Origin of the sequence: Loktanella sp. IMCC34160 (assembly GCF_004145845.1) — a bacterium.
In the GTDB taxonomy this organism is placed as follows: domain Bacteria; phylum Pseudomonadota; class Alphaproteobacteria; order Rhodobacterales; family Rhodobacteraceae; genus SELP01.
On sequence record NZ_SELP01000004.1, the window covers coordinates 322,503 to 337,296 of the forward strand.

Annotated in this window: 15 protein-coding genes; 3 read left to right on the top strand and 12 right to left on the bottom strand. The window is 65.6% G+C overall.

Features of this window, described 5'->3' with window-relative positions:
• Positions 1-14 precede the first annotated feature (14 nt).
• Together EU803_RS12700 and EU803_RS12705 are read left to right on the top strand one after the other, a co-directional pair.
• Complete coding sequence (locus EU803_RS12700) at positions 15-1,211, top strand: class I SAM-dependent rRNA methyltransferase (protein ID WP_129683358.1); 1,197 nt, start codon at positions 15-17, stop codon at positions 1,209-1,211.
• Positions 1,208-1,762 (top strand): PIN domain-containing protein, encoded by a 555-nt coding sequence (locus EU803_RS12705; protein WP_129683360.1) that lies wholly within the window; start codon positions 1,208-1,210, stop codon positions 1,760-1,762. Before EU803_RS12700 ends, EU803_RS12705 begins: the two co-directional genes overlap by 4 nt.
• Before the next feature lie 79 nt (positions 1,763-1,841).
• Here the strand turns inward: EU803_RS12705 and EU803_RS12710 are convergent, their stop codons facing one another.
• The 7 genes from EU803_RS12710 to EU803_RS12740 all read right to left on the bottom strand — a co-directional run bounded on the left by EU803_RS12710 (position 1,842) and on the right by EU803_RS12740 (position 7,255).
• A complete protein-coding gene (locus tag EU803_RS12710) occupies positions 1,842-2,525 on the bottom strand; it encodes a M48 family metallopeptidase (protein WP_129683362.1) in 684 nt (227 codons plus the stop codon).
• Positions 2,526-2,601: 76 nt separating this feature from the next.
• Positions 2,602-3,714 (bottom strand): hypothetical protein, encoded by a 1,113-nt coding sequence (locus EU803_RS12715; protein WP_129683364.1) that lies wholly within the window; start codon positions 3,712-3,714, stop codon positions 2,602-2,604.
• Positions 3,715-3,797: 83 nt separating this feature from the next.
• Positions 3,798-4,403 carry a VTT domain-containing protein gene (locus EU803_RS12720; protein ID WP_129683366.1) on the bottom strand — a complete coding sequence of 202 codons (606 nt, stop codon included), beginning with the start codon at positions 4,401-4,403 and terminating at the stop codon, positions 3,798-3,800.
• Positions 4,403-4,759 (bottom strand): hypothetical protein, encoded by a 357-nt coding sequence (locus EU803_RS12725; RefSeq protein ID WP_242494362.1) that lies wholly within the window; start codon positions 4,757-4,759, stop codon positions 4,403-4,405. Before EU803_RS12725 ends, EU803_RS12720 begins: the two co-directional genes overlap by 1 nt.
• Positions 4,753-5,898 (bottom strand): Xaa-Pro peptidase family protein, encoded by a 1,146-nt coding sequence (locus EU803_RS12730; RefSeq protein ID WP_129683368.1) that lies wholly within the window; start codon positions 5,896-5,898, stop codon positions 4,753-4,755. The genes EU803_RS12725 and EU803_RS12730 overlap by 7 nt, the downstream gene beginning before the upstream one ends.
• A 62-nt stretch (positions 5,899-5,960) precedes the next feature.
• Positions 5,961-6,626, bottom strand: a complete 666-nt coding sequence (locus EU803_RS12735) for a prolyl oligopeptidase family serine peptidase (protein ID WP_129683370.1) — start codon at positions 6,624-6,626, stop codon at positions 5,961-5,963.
• Positions 6,623-7,255 (bottom strand): DNA-3-methyladenine glycosylase, encoded by a 633-nt coding sequence (locus tag EU803_RS12740; RefSeq protein ID WP_129683372.1) that lies wholly within the window; start codon positions 7,253-7,255, stop codon positions 6,623-6,625. Before EU803_RS12740 ends, EU803_RS12735 begins: the two co-directional genes overlap by 4 nt.
• A gap of 100 nt (positions 7,256-7,355) precedes the next feature.
• On the opposite strand from EU803_RS12740, the gene EU803_RS12745 reads away from it, so the two are divergent.
• Complete coding sequence (locus tag EU803_RS12745) at positions 7,356-8,597, top strand: MFS transporter (RefSeq protein WP_129683374.1); 1,242 nt, start codon at positions 7,356-7,358, stop codon at positions 8,595-8,597.
• A 226-nt stretch (positions 8,598-8,823) separates the two neighbouring features.
• Here EU803_RS12745 and EU803_RS12750 read toward each other — a convergent pair whose 3' ends face one another.
• The 5 genes from EU803_RS12750 to EU803_RS12770 form a co-directional block, all read right to left on the bottom strand.
• Positions 8,824-9,582 carry a squalene/phytoene synthase family protein gene (locus EU803_RS12750; protein WP_129683376.1) on the bottom strand — a complete coding sequence of 253 codons (759 nt, stop codon included), beginning with the start codon at positions 9,580-9,582 and terminating at the stop codon, positions 8,824-8,826.
• Positions 9,579-11,201: a citramalate synthase gene (cimA, locus tag EU803_RS12755; protein ID WP_129683378.1), complete on the bottom strand. Its 1,623-nt coding sequence runs from the start codon at positions 11,199-11,201 to the stop codon at positions 9,579-9,581. The genes EU803_RS12750 and cimA overlap by 4 nt, the downstream gene beginning before the upstream one ends.
• A 163-nt stretch (positions 11,202-11,364) precedes the next feature.
• Entirely contained in the window at positions 11,365-12,822 is a 1,458-nt protein-coding gene (gene cysS, locus EU803_RS12760; protein ID WP_129683380.1) for a cysteine--tRNA ligase, read from the bottom strand.
• 156 nt (positions 12,823-12,978) lie between these two features.
• Positions 12,979-13,503 (bottom strand): DUF1697 domain-containing protein, encoded by a 525-nt coding sequence (locus EU803_RS12765; RefSeq protein ID WP_129683382.1) that lies wholly within the window; start codon positions 13,501-13,503, stop codon positions 12,979-12,981.
• Positions 13,504-13,516: 13 nt separating this feature from the next.
• Positions 13,517-14,698, bottom strand: a complete 1,182-nt coding sequence (locus EU803_RS12770) for an NAD(P)/FAD-dependent oxidoreductase (protein WP_129683384.1) — start codon at positions 14,696-14,698, stop codon at positions 13,517-13,519.
• Positions 14,699-14,794: the final 96 nt, after the last annotated feature.

The following is a 14,794-nucleotide window of genomic DNA, read 5'->3' on the forward strand; positions in this document are numbered from 1 at the left end:
ATTAGGAGGGGGCCATGACGCACCCCTCCTATCCCACCATCCGTCTCATGCCCAAGGCAGATGCCCGCGCCATCCGGCACGGGTTCCCTTGGGTCTACGCCAATGAACTGATGACCGATCGCCGGACCCGCGCGCTTGCGCCCGGGTCTGTTGCCGTTCTGGAATCGGCGGACCGGCAGCCCATGGGGCTGGTCGCCGTAACGCCCGAAAGCAAGATCATCGCCCGGATGCTGGACCGCGATCCGCAGGCCGTAATCGACGAAGACTGGTTCGCCGCCCGCATTGCGCGGGCGCTGGCGCATCGGGACCGGATCTATGACGCGCCCTTCTATCGTCTGGTCCATGCCGAGGCCGATGGCCTGCCCGGCGTGATCATCGACCGGTTCGGGGATGTGGCAGTGGTCCAACCCAACGCCGCCTGGGCCGACGCGCGGGCCGATCTGCTGGTCGCGGCGCTTGCACGGGTGGCCGGAGTAACGACCGTGGTCCTGAACGGCACCGGCCGCGCCCGCGCGCTGGAAGGCCTGCCCGAGGAAACCCGTGTCGCGCTGGGCACTGCGCCCGACGCCCCAATCCCGGTGCCGATGAACGGGGCCACCTATATGGCCGATGTGATGGGCGGCCAGAAAACCGGCCTGTTCTTCGACCAGCGGCCCAATCACGCTTTTGCCGCCAGCCTGTCGCGCGGGGCGCGGGTGCTGGATGTGTTCAGCCACGTCGGCGGGTTCTCCCTTGCCGCGCTGGCCAATGGCGCGGACAGCGCCCTTGCGGTCGACGGATCGGCTCCGGCGCTCGACCTTGCCGCGCAGGGGGCCGCCGCCTCTGGCGTCGCGGACCGGTTTCAGACCCGGCAGGGCGATGCCTTCGATACGCTGACCGCGCTGGCCGACGAAGGGCAGACCTTTGACGTGGTCATCTGCGACCCACCCGCGTTTGCACCGTCCAAGAAGGCGCTGGAGGCCGGTCTGCGGGCCTATGAACGGGTGGCGAAACTGGCCGCGCCTTTGGTGGCCGAGGGCGGCTATCTGGGGCTGTGTTCTTGTTCCCACGCCGCCGACCTGACCAAGTTCCGCAACGCCAGTGCCCGCGGCATTGGCAAGGCCGGGCGGCGCGGCACCATCGTCCACACCGGGTTTGCCGGGCCGGACCACCCGCTTTTGCCGCAACTGGCCGAAAGCGGTTATCTCAAGGCTGTGTTCTTCCGGCTATGAGGGTGCTGCTGGACGCCTGCGTACTGTATCCGACGGTGATGCGCGAGGTGCTGATCGGGGTGGCAGAGACGGGCGTCTATCAGCCGCGCTGGTCGGACCGCATCCTTGAAGAATGGGCGCGGGCCACGATCAAGCTTGGCCCCGGGGCCGAGGAGATCGCGCGGGGCGAAATCGCCAGCCTGACCGCCCGCTTCCCCGAGGCCGCCGTTCGCGTGCCTGACGGGATGGAGCGGCGGTTCTGGTTACCCGATCCAAACGATGTGCACGTTCTGGCCGCCGCCGTGGCGGGCAGTTGTGACATGATCCTGACACTGAACGCCGCCGACTTCCCCCGCGCCACCCTGGCCGAGGAAGGGCTGGCCCGGCGGGCCCCGGACGAGTTTCTGATGCACCTCTGGCCGGATCATGAACCGGTCCTGCGGCAGGTCGGGGCAGGGGTTCTGGCCACGGCAAGGCGGCTTTCGGGCGAAGACTGGACGATCCGGGCGCTGATGAAAAAGGCCCGCCTGCCGCGTCTTGGAAAGGCCCTCGGGCAGGGGGTGGTGGGTTAAAACCCACCTTACTTTTTCATCGCTCTTCTTGCCCGGCGCCCCTGAATTGTAAGGTGGGTTTTAACCCACCACCCCTCGGTCAGACGCCCCACTTGGCCTCGTTCGCTTCGATCGCGGCGATCCGCTTGTCAGACTTGGGGTGCGACAAAAGCCAGGCAGGCATTGCCGCGCCGCGCGCGCCGGTCAGCGTCTCCAACTTGCGGAACAGGGATTTCTGTGGCGCGGTCCCAAGGCCGGCCTTGGTCATCAGGGCAGAGGCATAGGCGTCGGCCTCGAACTCATCCGACTGGGACAGCCGCGCCATCACCAGTGACATCACGAACCCCGCCACCATCGGCCCCAGCCCCGGCAGAAACCGGTTCAGCACCACGGCAAGCGCGGTGCGCAGCGCGTTCTGGCCGGAAAAGTCGATCATCCGGCGGCGGGTGTGGCCAAGCGCGGTATGGCCAAGCTCATGGGCGATGACGCTGGCCATCTCTTCGGCGCTGACCTCGCCCTTGCGGAATTTCTCGTAGAACCCCCGGGTGATGAAGATGCGCCCATCGGGGGCGGCCAGCCCGTTGACCGGGTCGATTTCATAGATGTGAACCTTGATCCGGGGCAGGTCCAGCGCTCGCGCCATCCGGTCGATCACCGGCTTCAGGGCCGGGTCCACCAATTCCGTCGACCGCGCGTCCAGCTCGGCCCGAAGCCGCCAGGCGGAGAACCGGTACATCACGACGCCATAGAGGACGGCAAGAAGGATGGGCAGAAATTTTACCATGGGTCAGATATGGGGCGCGGGCCTGCCGCCGCAAGGGCGGCATTGCCCATCTGGCCATCCCCGGACGCGCATTCCGCTAGTGACTTGCGCCCGGTCCCTTCGCATCGGCAAGGCAGGACAGCGGCGCGGTTGGGTCCGCCTGGCATTGGCTGATCAGATCGGCTTGATGGATCTCGCATTGCACGATCAGCGGACCGCTCAGCAACCCGCCCCCGACGTTCTGGCAATCGCAGGTGATGGCGCTGCAGTCGGTCGTCCCGGCGACCAGCTCTTCGGCGAGTTTGAAGGCATCGCCGCACCATGCCCCCAGAACCGGGATCGCTTCGCAGATGTTTTGCAGCACGCCCTTGGCGAGGTTGCTGTCCCAAGGCCCTTTCGACAGACGGTTCAGGTTGTCGCTGATCTGCTGATAGGCCGCGTGATCGAACTGGCCCGTTTCGATCGCATTGGCGACGAGGTTCATCGCCTTAGTCGATTCCCCGTACATTTCGTTGTTCCAGGCCAGTGTGTCGATGAACATCTCGTAGCCAAGCTGATTGACGCCGAACGCCGGGATCGGCGGGGCGATGCTGACCATGGTTTTCAGGAAATCCTTTGTCGCGGCGGCGTCCATTTCGGCAAGGTTCGGCGCGTCGCGGGCGACCTTGGCGGCCGCGGCCAGTTTGCTGAGGATATCGGTCGCGGTTCCGCCCAGCCCCTCAAGCCCGCTTGCCTCGGAAATTGCGTCGGCGACGCTGGGCAGTCCGGCCTTAGACGCCGCGCTGTTCAGGTTGGAAATCGCGTCGTCTAAGGCAATGGCGGCAGAGGGAAGAAGGGTTCCGTCCTCCTGCATGGCCCCCACGGTTTCCAGAAGCGGTGCAAGGATGTCGCCATAGGCCTGAACATCGGTGATCTCGCCCGAGGCGGCCAAGGTTCCAAGCGCCTCAAGCATGGCGGCGGGGCCGGCCTCGATCGTCGCTTGCTGCCCAAGAAGCGAGGCCGTGATCCGCGCGTCGGGGGCGTCCGGGTGGGCGGCGGCGATCCTCTCGATCTCGCGCAGCGCCGCTGCCCGTTCGGCGGTGGTGGTCGCCGCCGACAGCCGTGCGCCCGCGTTTTCCATGGCCTGCCGGGCCTCGGCGGGCCAGTCCTGCGCAACGGCCGGGGCGACAAACAGCGCCAGGCTCAGGAAAATTGCTGTGATCGTGCGCATCTGTCCCCCTCCGACTGATTGGGGCCATCATACCATATCGGGCCAAATGCCCAAAGTTGGCGGATCGGCGCAGGGGGGGCGAGCTAGCGGGTGCGCTGGGATTGGGCGTGATCGGCCCTCCGCCACAGCCATATCCCCAGCCCGATTGTAACGGCCCCGGCGGCCAGAAGCCCGGACAGGTTTCCGGCGATATCGGCGATGGCGCTGATCTGACCGGCGAAAACGAACCCCAGACCTACATAGACGGCGACCCATGTCGCCTCTCCGGCCATGTCCCAGCCGAAGAACCGGGGCCAGCGCATCCCGGCGATCCCGGCGGCTAGGTTCACGTAAGGACCAAGCGGTGAGAAGAGCCAGCGCGACAAGTAAACACCGATACCGCCCCATTCGCGGGTCTTGTCCTGCGCCTTTTGCAGGATCGCGCCGCGTTTCGGGTGCCGCGCCATCCAGCCCGACAGGTGCCGCCCGCCGATCCGCCCGATCCCGTAACCGACCTGATCCCCCAGCACCGCCCCGACCCAGGCCGCCCCGGTCACGGTGTAAAGGTCCAGATCGCCGGACGCAGCAAAGGCCCCGCCCGCCAGCATCATCAGCGAGGATGGAACCGGCAAGGCAAGACAACTGAGGAACGTTCCAAGAAACAGCGCGGCCACCCCATAGGTGGTGATCAACGACAGGACCGTTTCCATCAGTCGCCCCGCGCGGCCCGGTGCGCCTGTGCCGCGGCCTCGATCCGGGACTGAAGCTCTCTCAGGGTGATCCCCTGCGCCGCCGCGACCTCGCCCATGGTGATCCTTTGGCGCGGGCCGTCTGCGTCCAGACCCAAAATCGGGATCAACACCTCTGGCGGCAGCCCGTAGGACATGCCGACATAATTGGGCGGCATCCAGGGTTCGAGCGGTTGGTCCAGATGCGCCGGGTCCGCCCAATAGATCGCCTGCCGCACCGTTCGCACTCCGAAAAACGCCGTGGCCGCGAGGGCGGCGGCAAACAGCAGGGTCAGCAAACGGTGGTGGGTCCAGAGGTGGCGCAGCCGGGTCAGCACATCAGAAGTCCAAGATCGTGGCGCGAGAGCCGTTCGACCCCCTTATCCCCCACCAGCACCGAATGGCCAAGGGTCATCGCCGCGCCGCTGTGGCTGTCCATCAGGATCATGTGCAGGAAAAAGACCTGCCCCTCCAGCATCGGCAGCGGGTTGCCTTCGTAGAACATCGGGAAGTCCACCCAGATCGGGTTATAGACCGCCCCCATCCCATAGCCGCAGGCCTGAAGCCGGGCGTGATGCAGCCCGTGCGCATCGAAGACCCGCGCATGGGCGTCGAACACATCGCCCATGGGCGCGCCGGGCCGGATCGCGGCCTCGCAGGCCTCGATCGCCTCGACCGTGGCTGCGTGCATCCGGCGATGCGCCTCCGAGACCTCTCCGACCACGATGGTCCGCATCATGGCCGCGTGATAGCGGGCATAGGTGCCCGACCATTCCAGCGTCAGCTGGTCCTGCGGATCCAGATGTCGCCGTCCGGAATAGTAACGGCACAAAAGCGCGCCGGGACCGGACCCGATGATGAACTCGTTCCCCGCATAATCGCCGCCGCCCTTGAACACGGCCCCCTGCATCGCGGCCAGAATGTCCCCTTCAAAGGCGCCTGCGCGGGTAATCTCCAGTGCGGCGTCCAGCGCATCGTCCGAGAGGGCGGCGGCGCGGCGGTGCATGTCGATCTCGGCCCGGGATTTGTGGCGGCGCAGGCCCCGGATCAGGTCGGAGGCGTCGGTCAGGCCGGGAAGGACCGCGCGCAGCCGTTGGCCGTTGTAGTCGGTCAGCCCCGCCGTCTGGCTTTCGAACCCGATCTGCCCCGACACGCCAAGATCGGCCAAGAGCCGGGCCAGATCGTCGGCGGGGTTCGCGCCTTCGACCTCGGTCCAGATGTGGATCTGATCGTCCGTCAGGGTCGAGGTCAGCCGCGCCTGCCGCAGGTCCGGCATCCGTGTCAGCAGATGCAGATCGCCCCGCGCGGTCAGCACCATGCATTGGAACATGGCAAAGCCGAAGGTGTCATAGCCGCTGATCCAGAAATGGCTTTCCGGGGCAAACATCAGGATCGCGTCCAGCCCTTCGGCCTGAAGGGCTTCGGTGGCGCGGGCTTGGCGGGCGGCATATTCGGCCGGGGTGAAATGCAATGTCATGGGCGCATGAGGGGCCGGGCGATCCGCCCGGTCAAGCCCATCCGCGACATGCCCTGCCGTGTTCAGTATCCCAGCCGGTCGCGCATGAAGGCCAGCGCGACAGACAGCCCGTCCGGCGCGATCCCGTGCGCGGTGCCCTTCATCACATGGGCATAGACCTCTTCCCAGCCCGCGCCTTGCAGGGCCTCTGCCGCCTCGGGCAGGGACTGCACCGGCACAACATCGTCCTGATCGCCATGAACCAGCAGAACGGGCGGGCGGCAGGTCGCCTCGTCCGCCAGAAGCTCGGGCTGCAACAGCCGCCCGGAAAAGGCGCAGATGCCCGCCACCGGGTCTTCACGGCGCGGGGCGACGTGCAGCGACATCATCGTGCCTTGGGAAAAGCCGAACAGCATGACCTGTTCGGGCAGCAGGTCTTCGTCGACCATCACCCCGTCCAGAAAGGCGTTCAGATCTTCGGCGGCGCGGCGCAATCCGGCCTCTGCCTCTTCCTCGGACGAACCATCAATCCACGGGATCGGAAACCATTGGAACCCGAAGGGCGCCCCGGCGCAGGCCTCGGGCGCGTCGGGGGCCAGAAACAGGGTGTCGGGCATATGTTCGCCCAGAGGGTCGGCCAGCCCGAGAAGGTCCGCGCCATTGGCGCCATAGCCGTGCAGGAAGATGACCGCGCTGCGCATCTCTCCGGAAATGGGGTCGCGGCGGCCCGCTGTCAGTGCCCGTGTCATCGAATGCCTTCCCTTTGTTTCGCGACCCTGTAGTAGGCCCAGAGAAGCCGGGCCGCAACTGCCGCCCAAGGGGACCAGTCGGCGGCCATGCCGCGCAGGGCCTTTTCCGAGGGGCGGTCGGGCAGGTCAAAGACGATCCGCGCGGATTCCTGCAGCGCCAGATCGCCCGCGGCAAAGACATCGGCCCGGCCCAGCGCGAACATGGCGTATATCTCGGCCGTCCAACGCCCGATCCCGGTGATCGCGGTCAGGGTGGCGATCACCTGATCGTCAGGCAGATGGGCCAACCCGTCCCAATCCACGCCCGCCTCGGCCAGCGCCTTGGCATAGCGGGCCTTTGGGCGGGACAAGCCAAGCGCGCGCAGGTCTTCCTCGGTCACCGCAAGGACAGCAGGTTCCGTTGTCAGCCCCGCGCCGTCCAGCCGTCCCCAGATCGCGGCGGCAGAGGCGGTCGAGACCTGCTGGCCCACGATGGCCGACAAGAGCGCGCCAAATCCGGCAGGCGACCGGCGCAGGGGCAGGGGGGTGCACAGCGGCAGGATGCGGGCGAATTCCGGCACTTGCGCTGCCAGCCAGTCGGCGCCCTCGGCCACGCAGGCCCCCGTTTCGATGATCCGTCCGACAGTCATGGATCGTCTGTGGCATGGGCTGTGCGGCGGCGCAATCACCCATGCGCCCGCGCGAATATGTCCATTGCCATTCCCGGCGCCGGGGACTACCGATTTCGCCATGACGGACATGACCCATATCCCCGACACGGACCGGATCGCGAAACGCAACGTGATCGTTCTGGTTCTGGCGCAGGCCATCCTTGGCGCGCAGATGCCCATGATCTTCACCATCGGTGGACTTGCCGGGCAGCAGATGGTGCAGGGCACGGCGATTGCCTGCCTTGCGACCTTGCCGATCTCGCTGATCGTCTTCGGGTCGATGACGACCGCGCCCTGGCTGTCGCCGCTGATGCAGGCGCGGGGCCGCCGGTTCGGTTTTGTGCTTGGCGCGCTGGCGGCGGCCTTTGGCGCGGCGGTGTCGGCGCTGGGCCTCTACACAGGGTCGTTCGTCACCTTGCTGATCGGGTCCTATTTCATCGGCATCTACATGTCGGCGCAGGGCTTCTATCGCTTTGCCGCGACCGATATGGCCTCGGACGCCTATAAGCCAAAGGCGATTTCCTACGTCATGGCAGGCGGGCTGGCGGCAGCGATCATCGGGCCGCAGTTGAACAAGCTGGTGGCCGAAAGCTTTGTCGTCCTCTACCTCGGGTCCTACCTTGCGGTTGTGGCGCTGAACCTGTTCGGGTCGCTTTTGTTTTTCGGCCTGCGACTGCCCAAGGGCACGCGGGGCCAGCCGATACAGGCAGACGCACCCGCCAGCCGCACCCGTGGCCAGATGCTGCGCGATCCCCATATTGTGGTGGCCATGGTCGTGGGTATGGTGTCCTACGCGCTGATGAACCTTGTCATGACATCGACCCCGTTGGCGGTGGTCGGATGCGGGTTCGAGACCGGCGATGCGGCGGATGTGGTCACCGCCCACGTGCTGGCGATGTATATCCCGTCGTTCTTCACCGGCCATCTGATCGCGCGGTTCGGCACCACCCGGATCATGGCGCTGGGCCTTGTGATCCTTGCCGGGGCCGGGGCGGTGGCGCTGACCGGGGTAACGCTTGAGAACTTCTTTGTCGCGCTGGTCCTTCTTGGCATCGGCTGGAACTTTGGGTTCATCGGGGCGACGACCCTGCTGACCAAATCCCACGCCCCGCATGAACGCGGGGTGATTCAGGGGTTCAACGATCTGTTCGTCTTCGGCGGGGTCACCGTGGCCTCGATGGCGTCGGGCGGGCTGATGAACTGTTCCGGCGGCAGCCCGATCGAAGGCTGGACGGCCGTGAACCTCGCCATGGCGCCGTTCCTTGCACTGGCGGGCGGGGCGCTTATCTGGCTGGTGATGAAACCGAAGTCGGTCGCCTGACCATTCGGGGACGGTGGGTCAAGACCCACCTTACCCGGGGGCGCTTCGCCCCCCATCCTGAAAACTCATGACCCCCAGAGGATATTTCCAACCCAAAGAAGAGTGGACAGTGAGCCCAGCCCCCTTCTTTGGGTCAATAAATATCCCGGGGTGAATGGCCCGGAACGGGCCAGAGGGGCAGAGCCCCTGACCGTAAGGTGGGTTTCAACCCACCGCCCCGAGACGGTCACTGTGCCAAGAGCAATCGAAGTTTCTTGGAAAATGGGCTCAGGCCCACCGCGCCCTGGGCAACCCGCTCGGGACTTTGGATTATCTGCTCAAGCAGGGGCCGGGTTTGCCATGCTTCTTTCAGGGCGGCGCGGGCGGGTTTCGGAATTCCCGCATGATGGCGGATGTTCCGGGCGAATGCCGCGTCCAGTGCCTTTCGTGCCAAGTCTGCAATCGCCTCGGCCCGGCCATCGACCAGCGGGATGCGTTTGCGGGATTCCAGGTCGGGGACGGCCTGAAGGAACCGCACCAGCGCGGTTGCCTTGCCCAGTTCGGTGACCGCAGGTGCCGCCGTGACATGCGCCCCAAGACAGCGCGCCGCCACCCACATCAACGCCCCGCCGGTATGGTCAAGGTATTCGTCGAAATGGGCCTGATCCTCGAAGGCTTCCTTGTAGATGTCCCAACGGCGGGCCACGACCATCCGGTCCAGAACGGCAGCGGTTTCCGGGGTCAGGATCTGGGCCAATGGCCCCACGACCTCATGCGCGCGGGGCTTTTTGCCGTCGCGGATTTCTTCCAGCGCGTCGCGCCACCATTGCAGGCGCATCTCTGCGATCATCGGTTCTTCGGTCACCCAGGGCGCGCGGGCGACCTCGAGGTTGAAGGCATAAAGCGGAAACAGCACGCGCCGCGCGGCAGGCGGTGCCGCCATCGCGGCAAGGAACCGGTCCGGATCGCCCCGTTCGACCAGCGCGGCGCAGGCGTTCAGGCTCACGCGGCAGCCCCGCCCTGCACCAGCTTCCAATTGATCCCGTCCAGCAGCGCATCAAAGGCCGCGTCGACGATATTCGCGCTGACGCCCACCGTGGCCCAGCGGCGGCCGGCGCCGTCCTGAAAATCAATGATGACGCGCGTCACCGCCTCGGTCCCGCCGTTGGTGATGCGCACCTTGAAGTCCACGAGGCGCATATCGTCGATCTGTTCCTGATACCGGCCAAGGTCGGACTTCAGCGCCTGCCACAGGGCGTTCACCGGCCCGTCGTCCGACAGGTCGCTGGCATGTTCGTTCTTGAAGAAGCTCGTCCGGGTTTCCCCGTCGATCTGGACGGTCACCACGGCCTCTGACTCCACCACCAGTTTGCCCTTGGCGTTGCGGCGGCGTTCCGAAATCACGCGGTAGCGTTCCACCTCGAAGAAATGCGGCAGAAGCGCCAGTTCTTCCCGCGCCAGCAGTTCGAACGACGCCTGCGCGGTGTCATAGCTGTAACCAAGTGCCTCTTTCATCTTGATGGCGTCAAGGATGCGGGGCAGGGCGGCTTCGTCCTTGTCCACGGTCAACCCGGCGTCCGACAGCCGCTTGCGCAGGTTCGACTGCCCGGCCTGATTGGACATGGGGATGATCCGCGTGTTGCCGACCAAGGCCGGGTCAACGTGTTCATAGGTGGTCGGGTCCTTCAGGATCGCGCTGGCGTGCAGCCCGGCCTTATGCGCAAAGGCCGAGGCGCCGACATAGGGGGCCTGCTTCACCGGTACCCGGTTCAGGATGTCATCCAGCATAAGGCTGACCCGGCGCAGGTCCATCAGCGCATCGGCGTCGATCCCGGTATCCAGCGTGCTGGCAAAGGGCTCCTTCAGCAGAAGCGTCGGGATCAGGCTGGTCAGGTTGGCGTTGCCGCAGCGTTCGCCCAGCCCGTTCAACGTGCCCTGCACCTGCCGCGCGCCCGCCTCGATCGCGGCCAGCGAATTGGCCACGGCATTTCCGGTGTCGTCATGGGTGTGAATGCCCAGCCTGTCGCCGGGGAGGCCTGCCGCGATCACCGCACCCACGATCCGGCCTACCTCGGTCGGCAGGGCGCCGCCGTTGGTGTCGCACAGAACGATCCAGCGGGCGCCCGCGTCCAGCGCCGCCCGCAGACAGTCGAGCGCATAGTCGGGGTTCGCCTTGTAGCCATCGAAGAAATGTTCGGCGTCAAACAGCGCCTCGCGCCCCTCGGCCACCAGATGGGCGACAGAGGCGCGGATGTTGTCGATGTTTTCCTCCAGCGTGATGCCAAGGGCAGCGGTCACGTGGAAATCATGGGTCTTGCCCACAAGGCAGACCGCGGGGGTGCCGGCGTTCATCACCGCCGACAGCACCTCGTCATTGGCCGCCGACCGGCCTGCCCGCTTGGTCATGCCAAAGGCGGTCATGGTGGCGCGGGTCTTGGGGGCATCGGCGAAAAAGTCGCTGTCGGTGGGGTTCGCCCCGGGCCAGCCACCTTCGATATAGTCCACGCCCAACCCGTCAAGCGCCTGCGCGATGCGGGTCTTTTCGGCGGTCGAGAATTGCACGCCCTGCGTCTGCTGCCCGTCGCGCAGGGTGGTGTCGTAGATATACAGCCGATCCTTGGTCATTTCCCTGCTCCTTCGGCCTGTGTCTTTGCCCCAATGCCCAGTCCCGTCGGTTCAATCGGTCTCGTCCGGGTCGCGCAGCGGACCGGACAGCCCCCGACCGCCCCCCCGGGCGGGGGCTTCACCCCCACCCGCGGTCGGGGGCTGTCCTGTGTCGGGATGCGGGTCATAGGAGGCCCTCCAGTTTGGCGGGGTCGAAGCCGGGGCCCGGGACGAGTTCGACCCCCTCCTTGGACATGCGGACCTCGACGCCCGCGTCGAGGAGTGCAGTCTTGAGGCGGTCTACCTCCGAGAAGTCTTTGGTTTGCATGGCTCTGGCTCGGACTTCGGTCATCATCCCAGCCATTCGCGAGAGATTCATATCTGACAGGACTGTCCCGATCTCCTTGCCGAAGACCCAAGAACCCATTGAATAACTATCTTCAAGTAGACCTAGAAGGCCCGCCGATGCTGCAAAATCGTCTAGTTCGGCTTGGTCCACATCATGGCGCTGACGCGAGTTAATTCCTTTGGCCAGCTTGTGTAGGACGGAGATTGCGCCCGAAGTGTTGAGGTCTTCGGCAAGAGCCGCCAATACTTCGGGAGATACTCTCCCTCCGGGCTGCGCAGTATTCGCCAAATTCCGCCATAGTCGCAGCGTCCTCTCCGCCTCGTCCCGCTTCTTCTCCGTCCAGTCCATCGGCTTGCGGTAGTGCGTGCCCAGCATCACGAAGCGGATCACCTCGCCCGGCACCCCCTGATCCAGCAGGTCGCGCACGGTAAAGAAATTGCCCAGGGACTTGGACATCTTCTTGCCCTCGACCTGAAGCATCTCGTTGTGCATCCAGACATTCGCGAAATCGCCCTCGGGGTGGGCGCATTTCGACTGGGCGATCTCGTTTTCGTGGTGCGGGAATTGCAGGTCGTTGCCGCCGCCGTGGATGTCGAAGGACGCGCCCAGAAGTTCAAATGACATGGCCGAGCATTCGATGTGCCACCCCGGCCGCCCACGGCCCCAGGGGCTGTCCCAGCCGGGGGTTTCGGCGTCCGACGGTTTCCAGAGGACGAAATCCATCGGGTTGCGCTTGTAGGGCGCAACCTCGACCCGCGCGCCCGCGATCATGTCGTCGACCGACCGGCCCGACAGCGCGCCGTAGTTGGCATAGCTGTCCACCGCGAACAGCACATGGCCTTCGGCGGCATAGGCATGGCCCTTGGCGATCAGATCTTCGATCATCGCGATCATCGCGCCGATCCAGTCGGTCGCGCGGGGCTCCTGCGTGGGCCGCAGCGCCCCCAGCGCGTCCATGTCGGCGTGATACCAACTTATGGTTTCCTCGGTCCGCTCGGCAATCAGCTCTTCCAGCGTGCCCTTGGCTCCGACTTCTTTGCGCTTGCGGGCGGTGTCGTTGATCTTGTCGTCCACATCCGTGAAGTTGCGGACATAGGTCACGCGGTCCGTGCCATAGACATGGCGCAGCAGCCGGAACAGCACGTCGAACACCAGAACCGGCCGCGCGTTGCCCAGATGCGCCCGGTCATAGACCGTCGGCCCGCAGACATACATCCGCACATTGTCCGGGTCGATCGGGGCAAAGACCTCTTTCTTGCGGGTCTTGGTGTTGTGCAGTTTGATCGTCGTCATGTCTCACTCACGCGCGGTTTTCGCCCGCGGGCTTAGCAACTTACCGTCAGAAGTGAAACGTGAAAGAGCGGCCCGCGTGACTGGTGTCAGCAGGGAATAATGCAGCAAATGATGATGCAGGTGCTCTTCATGAGATGGGTCATAGCACCGGGGCGGCTACCCGTCCAGCATTTCGACAAGCTTGCGGATGGTGTTGAGGTTGCGGGCGGTGAAATCGACGCCCAGAACCTTGGGCAGCTTCTCCGCCAGTTTCGACCGCCCGAACCCGTCGGGCGTATGGACCCAGGCGACGCGGCCCTGCAGGCGGATCTCCTCGGTCGGTGTGCGAAGCTGGGCATAGAGCGCGTCATCGAAGTGCGGGTCGGCCCAGAGGAAGGCCCCGTGCAACTGGTTCCCCGCCGCAGGCGCAATCGGGCAATCGTCCAGCACCAATCGCAGGGCCGCACCCGGCAGCACCATGATCGGCACATCGACCCCCATCCGTTCCACCATCGTGCGCCGCAGGTCTTCGGCCAGCGTCGCCGGATCGCCCTCGGCCTCGAACACCAGATTGCCGGAGGCGATGTAGGTCCGCGCCCTGGTCCAGCCCAGTTCGGCGCAGAGATCGCGCAGATCGGCCATGGGCACCTTGTTGCCGCCGCCGACGTTGACCCCGCGCAGAAGTGCCACGAATGCTGTCATGTGTTCGCCCCCGTCAGGATTGCGCGATCGCGGTGCCCGCCGCATGGGCCGACGACCACGCCCATTGAAAGTTATACCCGCCCAGCCATCCTGTCACATCCACGCATTCGCCGATGAAATAAAGGCCGTGGATATCCGTCGCACCCATGGTCTTGGATGACAGCGCCTCGGTCGACACGCCGCCTAGGGTCACCTCGGCCGTGCGGTAGCCTTCGGTCCCGGTGGGCACCACCTGCCAGCCGTGCAGCCGGGCGGCCAGATCGTCGATCCTTGCGTCGGACCAATCGGCAAGATTGTCGGTCAGCCCCAGTTCTCCCGCCAGAAGATCGGCAAAGCGTGCGGGCAGGTGATCGGCCAGGATGGTCCCGACCGGCTTCCCCCCGGCGGCGGCCTTGCGGGCCTTCAACGCGGCGGCCAGATCGGTGCCGGGGCTCAGGTCGATGGTCACCGCCTCGCCCTCGCGCCAGTAGGAGGAGGTTTGCAGCATCGCGGGGCCGGACAGGCCGCGATGGGTGCACAGCATCGCCTCGGGGAAGGTGGGGCCCCGGTTGGCGCGGGCCGTCACCGGCAGGGCGACGCCCGAGATCCCGGCAAAGCGTCCGTCGGAAAATGTATAGGGCACCAGCGCGGGCCGCGTGTCCGTGACCGGCACGCCGAAGTCGCGGGCGATCTGATAGGCCAGCCCGGTCGCCCCCATCTTGGGGATGGACTTGCCGCCCGTGGCCACGACAAGGTTCGCGGCCTCGACCACCACCCCGTCGCGCCCGCGGGTCAGGAGGGCGCGAAACCCTGTATCGGTGCGCTCGACCCTTTCGATCCCCGTTTCCAGCCACAGGTCGGCATTCGCGCGGTCAACCATGGACAAGAGCAGGTCGATGATCGCCTGCGATTTGCCAGCGCAAAACAGCTGTCCCAGCGTCTTTTCATGCCAGGCGATTCCGGCGTTCGACACGAGGTCGATGAAATCCCACTGGCTGTATCGGGCCAGTGCGGATTTGGCGAAATGCGGGTTGTCCGAGATGAAATTCGCGGCTGTCACGTCAAGATTGGTGAAGTTGCAGCGCCCGCCGCCTGAGATGCGGATCTTGTCGCCCGGACGTTTCGCATGGTCGATCACCAGCGCCCCCGGCCCGGCATGGGCGGCGCAGAACAGGCCGGCGGCCCCGGCCCCAAGGATCAGCGTGTTCACCTTCATCCCCGTCCAAGACCACGGCGGCGAGAGGCTGGCAAGGGGGGCAGGGCCGAAAATCGATTCGCGGGGAATCGCCTGTTCATTCATTTCGCTGGAAAT

Excerpts from the sequence above, each read along its gene's own strand:
- EU803_RS12770 (WP_129683384.1), bottom strand. The coding sequence starts at position 14,698 with ATGAAGGTGAACACGCTGATCCTTGGGGCCGGGGCCGCCGGCCTGTTC.
- EU803_RS12710 (WP_129683362.1), bottom strand. The coding sequence starts at position 2,525 with ATGGTAAAATTTCTGCCCATCCTTCTTGCCGTCCTCTATGGCGTCGTG.
- EU803_RS12700 (WP_129683358.1), top strand. The coding sequence starts at position 15 with ATGACGCACCCCTCCTATCCCACCATCCGTCTCATGCCCAAGGCAGAT.
- EU803_RS12765 (WP_129683382.1), bottom strand. The coding sequence starts at position 13,503 with ATGACAGCATTCGTGGCACTTCTGCGCGGGGTCAACGTCGGCGGCGGC.
- cysS (WP_129683380.1), bottom strand. The coding sequence starts at position 12,822 with ATGACGACGATCAAACTGCACAACACCAAGACCCGCAAGAAAGAGGTC.
- EU803_RS12730 (WP_129683368.1), bottom strand. The coding sequence starts at position 5,898 with ATGACATTGCATTTCACCCCGGCCGAATATGCCGCCCGCCAAGCCCGC.
- EU803_RS12735 (WP_129683370.1), bottom strand. The coding sequence starts at position 6,626 with ATGACACGGGCACTGACAGCGGGCCGCCGCGACCCCATTTCCGGAGAG.
- cimA (WP_129683378.1), bottom strand. The coding sequence starts at position 11,201 with ATGACCAAGGATCGGCTGTATATCTACGACACCACCCTGCGCGACGGG.
- EU803_RS12740 (WP_129683372.1), bottom strand. The coding sequence starts at position 7,255 with ATGACTGTCGGACGGATCATCGAAACGGGGGCCTGCGTGGCCGAGGGC.
- EU803_RS12715 (WP_129683364.1), bottom strand. The coding sequence starts at position 3,714 with ATGCGCACGATCACAGCAATTTTCCTGAGCCTGGCGCTGTTTGTCGCC.
- EU803_RS12705 (WP_129683360.1), top strand. The coding sequence starts at position 1,208 with ATGAGGGTGCTGCTGGACGCCTGCGTACTGTATCCGACGGTGATGCGC.
- EU803_RS12720 (WP_129683366.1), bottom strand. The coding sequence starts at position 4,403 with ATGGAAACGGTCCTGTCGTTGATCACCACCTATGGGGTGGCCGCGCTG.
- EU803_RS12745 (WP_129683374.1), top strand. The coding sequence starts at position 7,356 with ATGACGGACATGACCCATATCCCCGACACGGACCGGATCGCGAAACGC.